Below are 18,516 nucleotides of genomic sequence, written 5' to 3'. Positions count from 1 at the left end.
ATATATTAACTTTGTAAACATGCTAGACACCACATCTTTTATATTAAGGTTAAAGACAATTTTAGCTCACAAGGAACTTTCATCGGCTGCATTCGCAGATTTAATAGATGTACAACGATCAAGTATTTCACATTTATTAAACGGCAGAAATAAACCCAGCTTAGAGTTCATTATGAAAATTAATGAAGCATTTTCTGAAGTCGATTTGCAATGGTTGCTGTACGATGAAGGTGACTTCCCCAAGTCTGAAAATAAAAATCAAATTCATTCTTCGAATAACAAAAATCAATTTGAACATAATTCTAATCATAAAACACTTGAACGAATAGTCATGTTTTACACTGACGGAACATTTAAAACATACACAGAGAAATAAATTTCTCTCAGCATAGAAACTATTCTATCCATTTCATCATTACCTCACTCCTATTTTCATTATTTTGCAGTATGATGAAAAACTTATTATCTACAGCAGCTTTATGCATAATCCTAGCTTCTTGTTATCAACCTGAACGCGAATGTGAAAAATATAAAACAGGTACTTTTAAATTCACTTACGAAGTTGACGGTGTAGAAAAAGAGGGCAAATTTGCCAGAAGCGAAGACTACAGTGTGGATTATTACGAGAATAAAATTGACAGTGCTACAGTTCGCTGGTTTAACGATTGCGAATTTGTTCTACAAGATATTCACAGCAAAACAGCCATACATTATAAAATAATAAGCACAACGGACTCTTCATACACCTTTGAATATAAAAGTGCAGTAAAAGACCCTAATAAGAAGCTTGTAGTTAAAACCGGAACTGCTATAAAAATCAACTAACCATGTTCGAAATTTTCACAAATCCAGATGCTTGGATCGCTTTGCTCACATTAACTTTTCTAGAAATTGTTTTAGGAATAGATAATATAATTTTTATATCAATTGCAGCAGGAAAGCTTGAGCCCAACCAAAGAAAAAAGGCGACAAGCTTAGGATTGGTTCTAGCCATGGCAATGCGTATTGTATTGCTCTTTGGTATATCATTACTTACATCAATGAAAAAACCTTTTTGGGTATTTGATAGCGATTGGATTAGCGGAGGAATTAGCGGCCAAGGAATAATCTTATTTCTCGGTGGTTTATTTTTACTCTATAAAAGCACCAAGGAAATTCATGAAAAAGTAGAAGATAAAGGACATGATGAGCGCGAAGTAAAAAAAGCCAGATCAACCTCATTAACTAACGCCATACTTCAAATAACCGTAATAAACATAGTATTCTCTTTTGATTCTATACTTACCGCTATTGGTATGACTAACGGAATATCGCCCAATCCTAATGATGCCCTTGTGCTAATGATTGTAGCTGTAGTAATATCTGTAATTATAATGATGATATTCGCAAACCCTGTTGGAGAGTTTGTAAATAGACATCCATCAATTCAAATATTAGGATTGTCATTTTTAATTCTAATTGGCTTTATGTTAATAGCAGAATCTGCACATCTAAGCCATTTGGTTGTATTTGGTAATGAAGCAGGTACAATACCTAAAGGCTACCTATACTTTACTATTGCCTTTTCTTTAATGGTAGAATTTTTTGATTTACGAATGAAGAAGAATAAAAAAAACGTTGGGGAAATAGAGGAATAAATTTACTTTTCATCAACCACTTAAGCCCCTTGTAATCAATTGTTTCACGATTGCTTTACAAGGGGCTTTTATGTATCTTGGTTACACCATTCAACTTTTAACCAAGAACAATCATGAAAGACAACAAAAAGAAAAATCCAGCTAAAATTAACCGACGCAGTTTTGTGAAAAAATCTGCCTTGGCAAGTTCTATTTTTATAGTACCAAGACATGTATTAGGCGGACCTGGGTTTATATCCCCTAGCGACCGTTTAAACATTGCCGCTATTGGAGCCGGAGGAAAAGGTATTAGCGATATAAAGAACGCATCTGTTAATGGTAGAGAGCGTGTAGCAGCTTTATGTGATGTAGATTTTTCAGGAAGTGCGGCAAAAAGCATTGAAAACTTCCCAAAGGCAAAATTATATGATGATTTTAGGGTAATGTTAGACAAGAAGAAAAACATAGATGCCGTAACAATTTCTACGCCAGATCATATACATGGTCCCGCAGCAAAATGGGCTATGCAGCGCGGCATACATGTTTACGTGCAAAAACCCATGACACATAACATTAAAGAAGCCAGAGCGCTAACCCAAATGGCAAGAACCAACAAAATTGTCACTCAAATGGGAAATCAAGGCGGATCCAATCCACTTCTTGGTATGGTGCAACAATGGATAGATGAGGATAAAATAGGTGCGGTATCAAAAGTACAAGTATGGACCAATAGACCCGTTTGGCCGCAAGGAATTGAAATGCCCAAACCAGATGCAAGCCTTAAACCCGATGCTCTAAATTGGGACTTATGGCTAGGACCTGCAACCGAAAGGGAATTTGTACCCAACCTACACCCTTTTAATTGGAGAGGTTGGTGGGATTTTGGAACAGGAGCCCTTGGCGATGTTGGCTGCCACTTAATAGATATACCTTTTAGAACATTAAATTTAAAGTACCCTACGGATGCAGAATGTAGTGTTGCATCAGTATTTTCAAAAATGTGGACCCCAGATTACTACCCAGAAGGCTGTCCCCCTTCTTCTTTCATAACCTTGCACTTTAATGCTACAGACAAATCAAAATCACCTATTGAAATGACATGGAGCGATGGTGGTATCCGTCCATCACATCCAGACATTATTCCTGCAAATGATGATATAGGCGGCAAAGAAAGTGCTAACGGTGTATTAATCATTGGTGAAAAAGGAATCATCTCCACTAATATTAACGATAGCTCTCCTTTAATGCCAAAATTATATCTTAACGATGGAACCACTGAGTTTGGACCTGAAGTCGAGGAGAATTTAGAGCCAGAGTATGGCCATCAACGTAAATGGATAGACGCTTGTAAAGCCGGTTTTGGCAGTGATGAGCACCTAAATCTAACATCCTCTTTTGATTACGCCGGACCTATGACAGAAACAGTACTTATGGGTAATTTAGCTATTAGAAGTTACATGCTTCAACGAGAGAATTTTGAAGGTGCTATGGAATTCTTTGCTCGTAAAAAACTACTGTGGGATGGAGAAAATATGAGAATAACGAATATGGAAGAAGCCAACCAATTTGTTGGTAGAACATATAGAAAAGGTTGGGAAGTTTAAAATCTAATATAAATAATGCGCATAAAAAAGGGAGGCTGAAAGCCTCCCTTTTTTTATATAAATTAATCAACCTTAATTCGGTCTATTAAAAGCAACCTTTGGGTTTGCTTCTTTTTGTTCTTTAAACAAGCGTTGTTGCTGCTTTACGGTCATTGTACTACCATCATGACTCCAGCCTGGAGGTCCAAAAATGTACATTAATTTATGACTTAACTTTTTAGACTTTTTTACGTCTGCCCAAATATCTTTAAACTCATGCGTAAGTATTACAATAGGGTTGTTAGAATTAGGCGCATGAATAACACCAAATTTTACATCAATCTCTTCGTCATACTCTTTCCAGGTTCCAAAAATCTTATCGAAAAAGTTTAAAAAACCACCGTGATTCTTATCTAAATACTCCACATTTTGAGCGTGGTGTACTTGATGCATTGTATGTGTATTGAATATTTTTTCAATGAATCCCATTTTGGGCACATACTGAGAATGTAGCTGAAATTGCCAAAAAGATTCTATTGCCAAACAAACCACTACCATTTCTACCGGAAATCCAATGATAGGCATCCATACATAGAAAAATGGCTTGTACAATAAGGTAAACCATCCATTACGGATTGCAGTACCAAGATTAAAGTTATCCGAAGAATGATGTACTATATGTGCTGCCCAAAGAATACGAATTTCATGATTTGCTCGATGGAACCAATAATAGGTAAAATCATCCGCTAATTGACACAGTAACCAAACGTACCATGCATAGCCAAACGATTTATAGCCCATTATGTTAGTTCTAACCCCATCTACCATAGGATTGAAAAACTCATAAGCATATTCAAAAAGAACAACTAACAAAATAACTTTTAATAAAGGTCCAATAATTGCCGAGCCAATACCCATTACACTACTAGCAGCAAAATCTTTCCAATCATAAAGATCATCATCTCCATGGGTTTTGCTGTAGGTTAATTCTAATAAAATAAAAGCAATGAAAGCCGGTGCACCGTATACCAGCGGGTTAGTAAAATCCATTAATTCAAAATTTTTGTAAAGGTAGTTATAAAACCAACTATTCTTTAAAGTTGTCTAATCTTAACTCTCTATATTGAAATAAGGCATCTCAATAATTAAACAGTTATTCTTATTTCTTTCCTTTTAATATAGCATTCTGTTCTTTTAGCAATTTTTCCATACTTGACAACAATACTATGTTCTTAGGTGTTTCAACTTCCTTATTCGTAGGGTCTTCTGACTTTTCCTTAAACCTATTTATAAATTTCACCATTACAAAAATGGTAAATGCAATTATTCCAAAATCAATTAAGGACTCTATTAATTCTCCATAACCTATCGCTACCTCTTCAACCTTTTCGCCCGCCTCTCTAAGAATCCATTTCTTATTGGAAAGATTAACATCGTCAGTTAATAAGGAAAGCGGGGGCATAATAATAGCGGAAACAATTGTACTAACCACTTTGTTAAACGCAGTACCGATTATTATACCTACTGCGAGATCGATCATATTGCCCTTGATGGCAAAATTCTTAAACTCTTGAAAAAAATTCTTCATAAAAACGACTAATCAAATAATGTAGGTTCATCTGCCGAAGGGTCTTTCCCATCCTTCGATTTTTCATTTTCATCGTTAGATGTTAGAGACTCCTCATCTACTACCTCTATATTCTCAGGTTGTTCAGGCGCTACCGGCTCAAAAGGCAAAGGCTCCAGTAAATTGATGTTTTTCACCTTTTCAGTAATGAATTGATTACCTAAAGCTTTTATTCCTTTAACCGATATAAAATCTTCAATATCAACAGATTCATTTTCTTTAGCATCCCTACCTCTTGGTTTAGGAAATTCAATTTCAACCATTGGTCTCCAATCTGTTGAAACCAACTCTAAATATGATTTTGGATGTTCAGAAATAAATGATTCCTCTTTATTTTCGCTTTCCACCAAGAACCTTTTTACATAAAAACGTTCTTTTTCACCTTCCCAATAAATAGCCGAAATTGGTTTTTCAGGTATCCATTTTTCCAAAACGATCATATCATCATCAAAGTGAGAAGTCAACACAGGTAAAAATGTCTTAACGACCCCTTTCTGATTAATCACCAATAAAAGATCATCACCTTTAAATTCACCTAACAACTCACCCCTTCCATCAACATTCAATCTACGTACAACATCATCGAACCAAATCTTCCTTGGCTTTAATGTAGATACACCTTTCTCCTTTAACTCAATTCGTTTTACAGAATACTTAGTGACTATATTACCTTTAGAAGCTCTTCCTTTAATAAGAACATCAGAGAAATCTATATCCCATTTCAGTTTTTTAATACTACCCACTTGACGAAGTAAAACAGTAATAACTTCTGCTTCTCCGTTAGGGTTAGCAGTGAAATACAATACTTGGGAACCAGCTTTTCCTGTAGTTAAATCATAAAGTCTATCTCTAGTAATACTCGTAACATTAAATCGCTTTATGTACGTTGCACCGCCCTTACCATCTTTATAAACTAAATTATAAGTAGTACGCTTATCTTTCTTCTTAAATACGGCTACGTGAATAATTCCCTTACCCACAAAAATTTTAGAATCAACTTTTGACACCATCATTTTACCCTCATTGGTAATAACAATAATATCATCAATATCACTACAGTCCGTTACATATTCGTCTTTCTTTAAAGAGGTGCCAACAAAGCCTTCTTCCCTATTTACATAGAGCTTGGTATTCCTTATAGCTACTTTAGTAGCTTCAATATCATCAAAAATTCTAATTTCGGTTAAACGTCCTCTTTCCTTACCGTAAGTTTCTTTAAGATTTTTGAAATAATTTATTGCAAACTCAATCAGGTTCGCCAAATGATGTTTTACCTCTGCAATTCGCTCTTGAAGACTTTCTAAATATTGCTGTGCTTTGTCCAAATCGAATTTAGAAATCCTCTTAATACGTATTTCTGTAAGCCTGGTAATATCCTCCTCTGTAACGGCTCGTTTTAAATGTTTAGTAAAAGGTGCCAAACCTTTATCTATTGCCTTAATAACGCCTTCCCAAGTCTCCTCTTCTTCAATATCGCGGTAGATACGATTTTCAATAAAAATTCGCTCTAAAGAAGCAAAATGCCATTGCTCTTCCAATTCCTTTAATTGAATCTCTAACTCTCGCTTTAACAATTCCACTGTAGAATCAGTAGACCTTTTAAGCATTTCCGTAACACCGATAAACAATGGCTTATTATCTTCTATAATACAACCAAGCGGTGAAATTGAAGATTCGCAAGCGGTAAAAGCATAAAGGGCATCTATTGTTTTATCTGGTGATATCCCAGAAGGAAGATGTATTAAAATCTCAACATCTGCCGCTGTGTTATCCTCTATTTTTTTAATTTTTATCTTGCCCTTATCATTGGCCTTTAAAATAGAATCTATTAAACTACCAGTATTAGTACCATATGGTATTTCATTGATTACTAGCGTATTCTTATCTAATTGAGCGATCTTTGCACGAACTCGTATTTTACCACCTCTTAGTCCATCATTATAGTTTGTAACATCTATAATACCTGCTGTTGGAAAATCTGGATAAATCTTAAATCGCTGTCCTTTTAGGTGTTTGATTGAAGCATCAATTAGCTCTACAAAATTATGCGAAAGTACTTTGGTAGATAAACCAACGGCAATACCTTCAGCACCTTGTGCCAGTAACAGAGGAAATTTAACTGGAAGATTTACAGGCTCCTTCTTTCTACCATCATAGGATGATTGCCATTCTGTAATTTTAGGGCTAAAAATAACCTCTAAAGCAAATTTAGAGAGTCTAGCCTCAATATATCTAGATGCAGCTGCACGATCTCCTGTTAGAATGTTACCCCAGTTTCCTTGAGTGTCAATCAGCAAATCCTTTTGACCAATTTGCACCATAGCATCAGCAATACTAGCATCACCATGTGGGTGGTACTGCATTGTATGACCTACAACATTGGCTACCTTATTATATCTACCATCATCCAACTCCTTTAAGGAGTGCATAATTCTACGTTGAACAGGTTTAAAACCATCTTCGATAGCTGGTACAGCACGTTCTAAAATAACATAAGAAGCATAGTCAAGAAACCAATCCTTATACATACCAGATACTCTTGTTAGAGCATCGGTCGGTTCCGCATCAGCATTATTACCCTCTGAAAGATTATCGTTATTCTCCTCGTTTAAATCGTCATTTTCTTCCATTCAGAAGCAATCGTATTTACCTAGTTTATATTACTTTATCTTCAATTAAATCAACCTCTACTTTAAGATTGTTAATTATAAATTTTTGTCTATCTGGCGTATTTTTTCCCATATAGAAACTCAACAATTCTTCAATAGACATTGCCTTGTCTAACATTATTGGCTCAAGACGAATATCTTCACCAATAAAGTGCCTAAACTCATCTGGAGAAATTTCACCCAAACCTTTAAATCGAGTTATCTCAGGTTTGCCCGTTAATTTATTAATTGCCATTTGTCGCTCTTCATCGCTGTAACAATATATAGTTTCTTTCTTATTTCTCACCCTAAACAAAGGTGTCTGCAAAATGTACAAATGATTCTCTTTGATCAACTCTGGAAAAAATTGCAAAAAGAATGTAATCAACAACAACCTAATATGCATACCATCAACATCGGCATCGGTAGCTATTATGATATTATTATATCTTAAATCTTCAATTGACTCTTCTATATTTAATGCAGCTTGCAATAAATTAAACTCTTCATTCTCATAAACTATCTTTTTAGTCATTCCATAAGAATTTAAAGGCTTACCCTTTAAACTAAAAACAGCTTGCGTATTTACATCTCTAGATTTCGTAATTGAACCAGATGCTGAATCTCCCTCAGTAATAAAAAGAGAGCTTTCTAATCTACGATCATGCTTTATATCACTTAGGTGAACTCTACAATCTCTAAGCTTCTTATTATGAAGGTTAGATTTTTTAGCCCTATCCCTTGCCAATTTACGAATACCTGAAAGTTCTTTTCGCTCTTTCTCGGCCATCATAATTTTTCTCTGAAGCTTATCGGCCGTATCTGAATTCTTATGCAGATAGTTATCTAAATACTTACCAACAAAATCATTGATATATGTACGAACAGTTGGCAAATTACCACCCATGTCCGTAGAGCCCAATTTTGTTTTAGTCTGACTTTCAAATACAGGTTCCATCACTTTTAAGGCGATGGCAGAAATGATAGATTTTCGAATATCGGAAGCTTCATAATTCTTTCCGTAAAAATCACGAATTGTTTTAACGATTGCCTCTCTAAATGCAGCTTGGTGTGTACCTCCATGAGTTGTATGTTGTCCATTAACAAACGAATGATATTCCTCACTATATTGTGTTCTGCTATGGGTAATTGCGATTTCGATATCTTCTCCTTTCAGATGGATAATAGGATAAAGCATATCATCCATATTATTATTATCCTCAAGAAGATCACGTAATCCATTTTCAGAGAAAAACTTTTCACCATTAAAAACAATGGTTAATCCAGGATTTAGATACACATAGTTTTTAAGCATGCGCTCTACATACTCATTTCTAAACTTGTAATTTTTAAAAATAGCTTCATCAGGTATAAATGTAACTTTGGTACCTTTTCTTTTTGAGGATTCTTCAGGACCAACCTCGTTCTCTAAATTACCCGAACTAAATTGAGCCGTTTTAACCTGGTTATCTCGTGATGATTGAACTTCAAAAAAACTGGACAATGCATTTACTGCCTTTGTACCAACTCCGTTTAAACCAACAGATTTTTTAAAAGCACGACTATCGTACTTACCACCCGTATTCATTTTAGAAACTACATCTACTACTTTACCAAGTGGAATACCACGACCATAATCTCTTACTTTAACCACCTTATCCTTAATAGATATTTCTATGGTTTTGCCAGCACCCATTACAAACTCATCTATACAGTTATCTATTACTTCTTTTAAAAGTATATAAATACCATCATCTGCAGAAGAACCATCTCCTAATTTACCAATGTACATACCAGGCCTTAATCGGATATGTTCTTTCCAATCGAGCGAGCGTATGTTATCTTCGGTATATTTAGTAGTGTCTTGGGACATTTAAAAAAGTTTATGAAAGTTGCGCTAAAGATAGCACCACTCGGCAAAAGATAAAACCCCTATCTGTTAAAGTAATTAACAATAAGTTAGGTTTTATTGTTGATAGCTTCGATAATCATTGCAAAATTTTAATCAGAAATATTCAAAAAAAACTTTTAAATGATGATATGTATCATAGGAATTATTTTGTCCTTTTTATATCTTTAAACTAGATTTTGAATACCTATGGAATTTATTGATTATTACAAAATTCTAGAAATAGACAAGAAAGCCTCACAAGCCGATATTAAAAAGGCATACCGAAAATTGGCACGCAAACTACATCCAGATTTAAATCCGAATGATAAAACCGCGCAAGAAAAATTTCAACGGATAAATGAGGCTAACGAAGTATTGAGCGACCCTGAGAAAAGAAAAAAGTATGACCAGTACGGTAAGGATTGGGAACATGCCGATGCTTATGAGGAAGCCAAACGAAATCAACGTAGCTCTTCTTCAGGAAATCGTGGCGGTTACACCAGATCAAGCGGAACGAATGAAGACTTTTCAGATTTCTTCGAATCAATGTTCGGCGGTGGCGGTGGTGGTTTTGGTGGCGGAGGCAGAAGAACTTCTCAGTTTAAAGGTCAAGACCTAAATGCAACTCTAAAATTAAAATTGCGTGATATTTTAGAGGATCAAAAACAAACTCTTGATCTTGGTTCTAAAAAAATTAGAATAACCATCCCTGCCGGGGTAGAAGATGGACAAACCATTAAAATTAGCGGTTATGGAGGTGATGGAGTAAATGGAGGACCAAAAGGCGATTTATACTTAAGCTTTGAAATTAATAATAACACTAACTTTAAACGAGTAGGAAATGATTTATATAAAAATGAATCCATATCCTTATATGACGCAATACTAGGAAGCTCTATAGAAGTGGAAACCTTAACAGGAAAAGTAAAACTGAAGGTAAAACCCGAAACCCAGAACGACACTAAAGTAAAATTAAAAGGAAAGGGAATGCCTGTTTACAAGAAAAAAGGTGTTCATGGAAATCTTTATATTACTTACAAAGTAACAACACCTACCAACCTTTCAGATAAAGAGAAACAATTATTCAAACAACTTTCAGAATTACGATAGTATGGATTCAGAAAATTATATACAAATAGAGCTGTATTGCAAACGGACACAAACGCCTGTTGAATTTATAGACGAGCTTCTAGAATTTGAAATGATAGAGGTACAGCAAATTGAAGACAAAAAATATGTTGAACCCCAGTATATTGTTGAAATAGAACGCATATACAGATTACGTAATGAACTAGGAATAAATATGGAAGGCATAGACACCATAAACCATATGTTAGAAAAAGTCAACCGATTAGAACAAGAATTAAAATTATTGCGAGATCGGTTGACTATTTACGAGCACTAGACGTTAAAACGGAAATGCATAACATCTCCATCCTTAACAATGTACTCCTTACCTTCTACTCTCATTTTACCGGCTTCTTTTACTTTTGCCTCACTACCAAAAGTAACATAGTCATCATAAGCGATAACTTCAGCTCTAATAAAACCTTTTTCAAAATCTGTATGAATAACTCCCGCTGCTTGCGGTGCAGTTGCACCAACAGGTATAGTCCAGGCACGAACTTCTTTTACACCAGCCGTGAAATAAGTTTCCAAATCTAATAATTTGTATGCTCCACGAATTAATTTAGCGGAACCAGGCTCTTCCAAACCTAAATCCTCTAAAAACATTTGACGCTCCTCATACGTTTCTAATTCCGTAATATCAGCTTCAGTACCAACAGCCAAAAAAATAACTTCTGCATTTTCAGCGGCAACCATTTCCCTTACTTTTTCTACATAAGCATTACCAGTAACTGCTCCATCTTCATCAACATTACATACGTACATAACCGGTTTATCGGTAATAAATTGAAGAGGCTTAACGAATTCAATTCTAGATTCCTCATCAATTTTAATTGCCCTAACAGATGTACCTGCCTCAAGACCAGTTTTAATTGCTAGTAAAACCGCCTCTTCTTTTTGAGCTTTTTTATTACCCGTTCTAGCAGCTCTTTTAACTTTCTCTAATTTCTTGTCAACGGTCTCCAAATCTTTCAACTGAAGCTCCATATCTATAGTTTCCTTATCTCTAATAGGATTTACATTACCATCAACATGAACAATGTTGTCATTATCAAAACAACGAAGCACATGTAATATAGCATCCGTTTCCCTAATGTTTCCTAAAAACTGATTTCCTAATCCTTCTCCCTTACTTGCACCTTTTACAAGTCCCGCTATATCAACTATCTCAACTGTTGCTGGCAAAACCCTTTCTGGATTCACTAATTCTTCTAATTTTTCTAATCTTGAGTCCGGCACATTCACCACACCTATATTTGGCTCAATTGTACAAAATGGAAAATTTGCACTTTGTGCTTTCGCATTAGACAAACAATTAAAAAGTGTTGATTTACCTACATTTGGTAATCCTACAATACCTGCTTTCATAATTAAGAATATTTCGAGGGTGCAAATATAGTTTTTACTTAAATATTTTACGCTCAAAATCGCAGTATAACTTTTGCGAAATTTTATACACTTTATTTATATAATACTCAAATATTTTAGACGGAGGATAGTTAAAATATCTAATTTTAACATATTTTAAGAATTATTTCTTACTTTGGCGGTAGAACATGTGAAATTTATGGAACTTCATTCAGATGAAACAATATGGTATTTCTTTAAAAAAGGCGAGGCTAACGGCTTTAGTCTACTTTTTAAAAAATACTACCCACAATTACATGTATATGGTTTAAAGCTGAGCAACAATCAAGAAATCACAGAAGATTGCCTTCAAAACTTTTTTATTCAATTATTTGAAGATCGGGAAAAAGAAAATTCAATTAAAAACCTTAAAGCATACTTATTTGTATCCTTTAAAAGAAGGTTAATTAAACAACTTCAAAAAAATCAAAAAAACCTTCCAATATCTGAAGCGCAACTTTTTAAAACCAACTTTACTTTTTCTGCCGAAGAGATTTCCATACATCAGGAGATACAGTTTCTTTGTACCTCTACCCTAGCCAACTTAATCAATAACCTTTCTCCAAGACAAAAAGAAGTTCTTTATTTAAAATATTATAGTGGAATGAATAGCTCTGACATTGCAGAAGTAATGGATATGAACTACCAAAGTGTTTTAAATGTACTACAAAAAGCATTATCAAAACTTCGCAAATCATCTGAAAATCAACAAATTAAAAATATTTTAAAAAAAATTTGAAAATAGTAGGGTATATTTTTAAGAATTAAAACTCTTATAAATGGAACACCTTACTAAATGGACAACAAACACAAATTCGATTTACAGTATTTCTTAACAGATGCGTCATTTAAAAATTGGGCAAAAGGTCTAAACAAAAATGATATTACGTATTGGAATAATTGGATACAAAGCCACCCAGAATATTTAGAAACTGTCGAGAATGCCAAATCGATAGTTACAGGAATTAATTTTAATCAAAATTATCCTAGTAGCGATAAAGTAAATAATGCACTTTCAGAAATTTTACCTAAACTAGATATTGATTCCTCTACAAATAAGAAGACAAAAAAATTACGATCATTAAACAGTGTAATTTTTACCAGTGCAGCTGCTGTATTACTAGTACTTATCAGTTATACAAGCTTTGCATATTTCACAAATCAATCCACAACAATTCACAAAACTAATTTTGGGGAAATTATAGATTTAAAATTACCGGATGGCACATCAGTAGTTCTTAATGGTAATTCTGAAATCTCTTACGAAAATGACAATCCAAGATTACTACACCTAAAAGGGGAAGCCTATTTTAAGGTAAAACCAATACCTAGTACAAATGCTAAATTTTGGGTAGTAACAAACGATTTAAAAGTTGAAGTACTGGGCACTCAATTTCACGTTAATACTAGAAAGCAAAAAACAAATGTAGTACTTGATGAAGGTTCTATTCACTTAGAATTCAAAAATGGAGAAGTAACTAAAATGATACCTGGCGAAATGGTATCATTCTCAAATGATAGTGAAAAACTAGTACACAAAAAAGTAGACATTAAAACTCCCTACGCACTCTGGCGTGGTGGCACCTATGCCTTTAACGAGATTCCACTTGAAGATGTCATGCTCAATCTAGAATCAACATACGGACTTGAAGTAGAATATTCATCAGACTCCTTAAAACAAATTCCTATTTCAGGTGGTATACCAAACCAGAATCTAAAAATATGTATTTCAGCTATAGAAAAGGCTACAGGAACTAGAATTATTAACAAAGGAAATATATTACGAGTACAAGAAAACCCTATTTATTAACTAAACTATTTATTTATGAGAACGAACAAACTAATGAGATTGCTGCTTGCAGTAATGCTTTTTTCAAGCATCACCAGTGCAACGGCAGCTAATGAACTCAAGGAAAACGTGACCCTTAGCGAATTTCTAAATGAGATCAGCGCAAAACACGAAGTGTTTTTTACATACAATCCAACGTTGGTGTCAACAACAAGTCTAAATCCTGAGGAGTATAAATTTCCTGTTTTAGACAAAATCATTAATAAACTAGAACGCAAGACTAGTTTTGATTTTGAATACCTTGGTAACAAATATTATGTGGTTTACCATAAAAAGCCTGAAAGAGCAAAGGTTTTAAAAATCAATTCTACTGTTAATGGAATTTCTGCTACGACATTAAACAAAGTTGTACAAAATAGCATTTCTGGTAAGGTAACAGATGATTCTGGTATGCCTTTAGCAGGAGTTAACATTTTAGAAAAAGGTACTACAAATGGTACAACTTCAGATTTTGATGGTAACTATACTATAAACATAACAGATGACACAAAATTAGTATTTAGTTATATTGGTTTTGCAACACAGGAAATCTCAACACTAGGTAAGAACGTAATCAATGTTCAACTATCTGAAGGAATGCAGTTAGATGAATTTATTGTTGTTGGTTCTCGTACCGCTCCAAGAAGTAATGCTGACACTCCTTTACCCGTTGATGTTATTGGCGCTAAAGATTTGAGTTCAACTGGTCAAGCTACTTTTGATAAAGCTTTACAGTACAGAATACCATCTTTTAATACCGTACAAACTCCGGTTAACGATGCAACTTCTTTATTAGATCCATATGAAATTAGAAACATGGGTCCTTCAAGAACATTAATATTAATTAACGGTAAGCGTAAAAACTTAAGTGCTCTATTATATACACAAACATCCCCAGGACGTGGTGAAACAGGTGCTGATATATCTGCAATACCAACAGATGCGATAAAAAGAGTTGAAATCTTACGCGATGGTGCTTCCGCTCAATATGGTTCTGATGCAATTGCAGGTGTAATGAACATTATATTAAAAGATTCTCCTAACGAAGGTTCTGCAACAGTAAGAACAGGAATAACTTCTGAAGGTGATGGCGAAATGTTTGGTGTTGCTTTAAACAATGGTTCATCTATAGGTGAGGACAAAGGTTTTATAAATTATACTATTGACCTTTCAAAAGTAAATCAAGCAAATAGACCAGGTACGGTAAATGCTGCAGGTGAAGCGGCTGATTTTGGTGCTTCTATAGCAGATGTACAAGAGTTCTTATCTAGAAGACCTGATGCTGGAAATATAAATGGTTCTCCAGAAACAGCAGCAGCTAAATTTTCTGTTAACCTCGGTTATGACTTAAGTGAAAATACTTCTATGTATGGTAATGCGGCTTATGTATACAAGGCTGTAAATAGTTTTGCTAATTATAGAACACCGTATTGGAGAACTGTAGATGATTTTCCATATTTAGCTGACTTTTTCCCAGGAGACAATCCAAATACAGCTGGTGGATATGATGGCTATGTACCAACATTTGAAGGTGAGTTGAGTGATTATAATGCAACAATAGGCTTTAAGTCCGTTATTAACGATTGGAATCTTGATGCAAGTTTTACAACTGGTGGTAATACTCAAACGTATAAGGTAAACAATACGCACAACAGAAATGTTGTTTATTCTCCTTCAACTTGGGTTGATGCAAATGGAAATGGTGTTGTTGATGATGGTGAAATTACAGAAGGTTCTGAACTATACAGAGAAAATAGTCAGCAATCATTTGATCCAGGAGGAACAAAGTTTTCTCACAATGTAGGTAACATTGATATATCAAGATTACTTTCTGATAAAGTAAGTATTGGTGTTGGTGCTGAGTTCAGAACTGAAACTTTTGAAGTAATTGAAGGTGAGTTAGCTTCTTATGATGGTGGTGGTGCAGATTCATTTGCAGGTGCTTCTCCTCAAAATGCAGGTAAATTTAACCGTTACAATATTGGTGGATACTTAAGTTTAGATTATGATGTAACAGATGCCTTCCTTTTAAGTGGTACTGTAAGAACTGAAAACTATTCTGATTTCGGTAATGCTTTTGTTTACAAATTCAGTTCACGTTATAAAGTTAGTGATGCATTCACATTAAGAGGGTCTATATCTTCAGGATTTAGAGCTCCTACTCTACACCAGATTTACACTCAGAAAGCTCAATATAGCTTTGTACCTGGACAAGGTATTCAAGTTGGTGGTTTAATAAATAATGTATCTACACAAGCTAAATTATTAGGAATTCCACAATTAGATGCTGAAACATCAACCAACTTTACAATTGGTTTTGGTGGTAAAATTGATAACAAATTCAGCTATACATTCGATTACTACAATATAGCAGTAAAAGACAGAATTGTTTTAGGTTCTGAGATAGGTCCAAGTGGTGATGCAACAAACCCGCTTGACATCTTGCTAACTAACAATAACTTAAGTGATGTAAGTTTCTTTTCAAATGCAATAGATACTAAAACTTCGGGTATTGATGTGGTTCTTGCGTATAAAGGAATAGAAATTGGTGAAGGAAATTTAGATTTGAATTTATCTGGTAACTACACTATTCAAAATGAAAGAGATGGAGCTGTAAAAGATGTACCATTAGTAGCTAACTCTGGTCAATCTGTTGTAAACGAAACTCAAGAAGCTTTGTTCTTTACATCTAGACCAGAAACTAAATGGATTTTAGGAGCTAACTATGATATTAACAAATTCGGTTTCTCTCTTAATAATACATATTTCGGTAAAACAACATTTCAACAACAAGGTTTAGACAATAATCTATTCACTGAGTTTACTCCAAAGATTGTAACTGATTTAGGTATTAATTTTAGTGCAACTGATAAATTGACCTTAGCCTTAAACATTAACAATTTATTGAATGTTTTACCTGAATGGAGCTTTAAGTCTAAAAACGCTGCAGGTGATGCTATTTTAGCTGATGCTGCTCAGACTCAAAACCAATCTAACTTAATAACTTTCAACCAACGTTATTCTCAAATGACGTATGATGGTTATCACTTTAGCCAATTAGGTACAATGTTCAACTTATCATTGAATTATAAATTTTAGTTTGATTTAGTTTATTTAAAAAAAAAGCTACCTATTAATTTAGGTAGCTTTTTTATTTTAGTACAAATATGTTGAGTTCTTTCAATATTATTTAAATCAATTAACGAACAATTTCCACTTACTGTATAATCTCAAAAAATTGGTATTCCAATAAAAGTAAAAACTTCTCTTACTCTGGGTGCATAAAACGTTGCTTAGCCAAAAGTACTTCTTCGGTTTCAACATGGTCATCATCTGGCACACAACAATCTACAGGACAAACAGCAGCACATTGTGGCTCTTCATGGAAACCAACACATTCTGTACATTTATCTGGAGAGATATAGTAAACTTCATCACTTATAGGCTCTTGAACTTCATCTGCATCAACTTCTTTGCCATTTGGCAAAACAACACCACCTTTTAAAGAGGTACCATCACTGTAACGCCATTCATCTGCACCTTCATAAATTGCAGTGTTTGGACATTCAGGTTCACAAGCCCCACAATTTATACATTCGTCTGTTATTATAATTGCCATAATTTCTTCTACATTAAAATGCCCAAAAAAGAACGGGCATGCTTATTTTTGCACAAAGGTAATTCCTAGTGAATTAGTATACAAATATAATGACCCATAGCAACCTTAGTATAGAAGCTTTTGTTAAACTTGGAAAATTTCTAAGTAAATTTTGTGATTTAATAGAAACAAACACCATTTCTGACCATTTAAATGATAAGTGGATTGCTTTGTTTAAAACAGAAATTGAGAGAGCAAAACATTATAATGGATGGTTTACAGAAGAAAATTGTATTCATGCCTTTAAAGAATGGAGTATTGCATTAACCAAAGAAAATCTGGATACCTGGTTAGAGCAGTATGATTTAAATGCAAATAGGGAAAAAGTGGTTGCACTTATTATGGCCGGAAATATTCCTCTAGTAGGCTTCCACGATCTATTATGTGTTTTAATTACAGGAAATATGGCATTGGTAAAATTATCTAGTAATGATCAAAAACTTATTCCACTTATAATTGAGTATCTAATAGAAATTGAACCATATTTTATTGATCGCGTTACATTTACAAAAGAAAAGTTAGGTCATTATGATGCCGTAATTGCAACCGGAAGTAACAACACCGCTAGATATTTTGAATATTATTTTGGTAAAAAACCTAATATAATTCGTAAAAACAGAAATTCAGTTGCTGTTTTAAAAGGTGATGAAACAACCGAAGATCTGACTGCTTTGGGAGAGGATATTTTTAGATACTTTGGTCTTGGCTGTAGAAGTGTTTCTAAAATCTATATTCCGAAAAGTTATAATATTGATACTTTTTTCAAAGCAATTTTTCCATACAATGATATTGTAAATCATAATAAATACGCAAATAATTACGACTACAACAAAGCAGTTTACCTTATGAGCGAGTTCAAAATTTTAGATAATGGTTTTCTAATTCTAAAGGAAGAAGAAAGCTTCGGTTCTCCTATTGCTTCTTTGTTTTACGAGTATTACGAGGATACTGACGCCTTGAAAACTAAGCTTAAAAAAGAAGAAGATAAAATTCAATGCATTGTTGCTTCAGGTTTTATAGAGAATGAAGTATTATTTGGTGAAACACAAAAACCATCGTTAAATGATTACGCAGATGGTGTAGACACTATTGAATTTCTATTAAGAACATCATAGAATTTAATACCCAAC

16 protein-coding genes are annotated in these 18,516 nt (G+C 34.0%); 10 read left to right on the top strand and 6 right to left on the bottom strand.

Going from position 1 to position 18,516, the window contains the following annotated elements:
- The first annotated feature begins 19 nt into the window (after nucleotides 1-19).
- From P178_RS0114580 to P178_RS0114565, 4 genes are all read left to right on the top strand, one after another.
- Nucleotides 20-376: a helix-turn-helix transcriptional regulator gene (locus tag P178_RS0114580; RefSeq protein WP_027066899.1), complete on the top strand. Its 357-nt coding sequence runs from the start codon at nucleotides 20-22 to the stop codon at nucleotides 374-376.
- 71 nt (nucleotides 377-447) lie between these two features.
- A complete protein-coding gene (locus P178_RS0114575) occupies nucleotides 448-825 on the top strand; it encodes a hypothetical protein (protein ID WP_316930014.1) in 378 nt (125 codons plus the stop codon).
- A gap of 2 nt (nucleotides 826-827) precedes the next feature.
- The gene (locus P178_RS0114570) at nucleotides 828-1,637 is read left to right on the top strand and encodes a TerC family protein (RefSeq protein WP_027066897.1); all 810 of its coding nucleotides are present in this window, start codon (nucleotides 828-830) and stop codon (nucleotides 1,635-1,637) included.
- A gap of 113 nt (nucleotides 1,638-1,750) precedes the next feature.
- A complete protein-coding gene (locus P178_RS0114565) occupies nucleotides 1,751-3,220 on the top strand; it encodes a Gfo/Idh/MocA family protein (protein WP_027066896.1) in 1,470 nt (489 codons plus the stop codon).
- Between the two features lie 72 nt (nucleotides 3,221-3,292).
- Here the strand turns inward: P178_RS0114565 and P178_RS0114560 are convergent, their stop codons facing one another.
- From P178_RS0114560 to P178_RS0114545, 4 genes are all read right to left on the bottom strand, one after another.
- Nucleotides 3,293-4,249, bottom strand: coding sequence for a sterol desaturase family protein (locus P178_RS0114560; protein WP_027066895.1), 957 nt, complete (start codon nucleotides 4,247-4,249; stop codon nucleotides 3,293-3,295).
- A gap of 109 nt (nucleotides 4,250-4,358) precedes the next feature.
- The gene (mscL, locus tag P178_RS0114555; protein ID WP_027066894.1) at nucleotides 4,359-4,787 is read right to left on the bottom strand and encodes a large-conductance mechanosensitive channel protein MscL; all 429 of its coding nucleotides are present in this window, start codon (nucleotides 4,785-4,787) and stop codon (nucleotides 4,359-4,361) included.
- Between the two features lie 8 nt (nucleotides 4,788-4,795).
- A complete protein-coding gene (locus P178_RS0114550; RefSeq protein ID WP_027066893.1) occupies nucleotides 4,796-7,456 on the bottom strand; it encodes a DNA gyrase/topoisomerase IV subunit A in 2,661 nt (886 codons plus the stop codon).
- A gap of 25 nt (nucleotides 7,457-7,481) precedes the next feature.
- The gene (locus tag P178_RS0114545) at nucleotides 7,482-9,347 is read right to left on the bottom strand and encodes a DNA topoisomerase IV subunit B (RefSeq protein ID WP_027066892.1); all 1,866 of its coding nucleotides are present in this window, start codon (nucleotides 9,345-9,347) and stop codon (nucleotides 7,482-7,484) included.
- A gap of 225 nt (nucleotides 9,348-9,572) precedes the next feature.
- Between P178_RS0114545 and P178_RS0114540 the strand changes: the two genes are divergently transcribed.
- Both P178_RS0114540 and P178_RS0114535 read left to right on the top strand, forming a co-directional pair.
- Nucleotides 9,573-10,475 carry a DnaJ C-terminal domain-containing protein gene (locus P178_RS0114540; protein WP_027066891.1) on the top strand — a complete coding sequence of 301 codons (903 nt, stop codon included), beginning with the start codon at nucleotides 9,573-9,575 and terminating at the stop codon, nucleotides 10,473-10,475.
- A 1-nt stretch (nucleotide 10,476) separates the two neighbouring features.
- Entirely contained in the window at nucleotides 10,477-10,770 is a 294-nt protein-coding gene (locus P178_RS0114535) for a chaperone modulator CbpM (RefSeq protein WP_027066890.1), read from the top strand.
- On the opposite strand, the gene ychF is transcribed toward P178_RS0114535, so the two are convergent.
- Nucleotides 10,767-11,861 carry a redox-regulated ATPase YchF gene (ychF, locus tag P178_RS0114530; RefSeq protein ID WP_027066889.1) on the bottom strand — a complete coding sequence of 365 codons (1,095 nt, stop codon included), beginning with the start codon at nucleotides 11,859-11,861 and terminating at the stop codon, nucleotides 10,767-10,769. The genes P178_RS0114535 and ychF overlap by 4 nt on opposite strands.
- 199 nt (nucleotides 11,862-12,060) lie before the next feature.
- Here ychF and P178_RS22160 point away from each other — a divergent pair, with 199 nt between their 5' ends.
- Genes P178_RS22160 through P178_RS0114515 form a run of 3 tightly spaced genes read left to right on the top strand, consistent with a single transcriptional unit; the run spans nucleotide 12,061 to nucleotide 16,827 of the window.
- A complete protein-coding gene (locus P178_RS22160) occupies nucleotides 12,061-12,639 on the top strand; it encodes an RNA polymerase sigma factor (RefSeq protein WP_051638323.1) in 579 nt (192 codons plus the stop codon).
- A gap of 57 nt (nucleotides 12,640-12,696) precedes the next feature.
- Nucleotides 12,697-13,710 carry a FecR family protein gene (locus P178_RS0114520; protein WP_027066888.1) on the top strand — a complete coding sequence of 338 codons (1,014 nt, stop codon included), beginning with the start codon at nucleotides 12,697-12,699 and terminating at the stop codon, nucleotides 13,708-13,710.
- A 15-nt stretch (nucleotides 13,711-13,725) separates the two neighbouring features.
- Nucleotides 13,726-16,827 (top strand): TonB-dependent receptor, encoded by a 3,102-nt coding sequence (locus tag P178_RS0114515; protein ID WP_282179800.1) that lies wholly within the window; start codon nucleotides 13,726-13,728, stop codon nucleotides 16,825-16,827.
- Nucleotides 16,828-16,996: 169 nt separating this feature from the next.
- On the opposite strand, the gene P178_RS0114510 is transcribed toward P178_RS0114515, so the two are convergent.
- Nucleotides 16,997-17,347: a 4Fe-4S dicluster domain-containing protein gene (locus P178_RS0114510; protein WP_027066886.1), complete on the bottom strand. Its 351-nt coding sequence runs from the start codon at nucleotides 17,345-17,347 to the stop codon at nucleotides 16,997-16,999.
- A gap of 89 nt (nucleotides 17,348-17,436) precedes the next feature.
- Here P178_RS0114510 and P178_RS0114505 point away from each other — a divergent pair, with 89 nt between their 5' ends.
- Nucleotides 17,437-18,501, top strand: a complete 1,065-nt coding sequence (locus P178_RS0114505) for an acyl-CoA reductase (protein WP_027066885.1) — start codon at nucleotides 17,437-17,439, stop codon at nucleotides 18,499-18,501.
- The last annotated feature ends 15 nt before the right edge of the window (nucleotides 18,502-18,516 follow it).

This window comes from Maribacter sp. Hel_I_7, assembly GCF_000688315.1.
Lineage (GTDB): Bacteria > Bacteroidota > Bacteroidia > Flavobacteriales > Flavobacteriaceae > Maribacter > Maribacter stanieri.
Note: the sequence above shows the minus strand (reverse complement) of the source record. Positions and strands in the feature narration are given on the sequence as shown.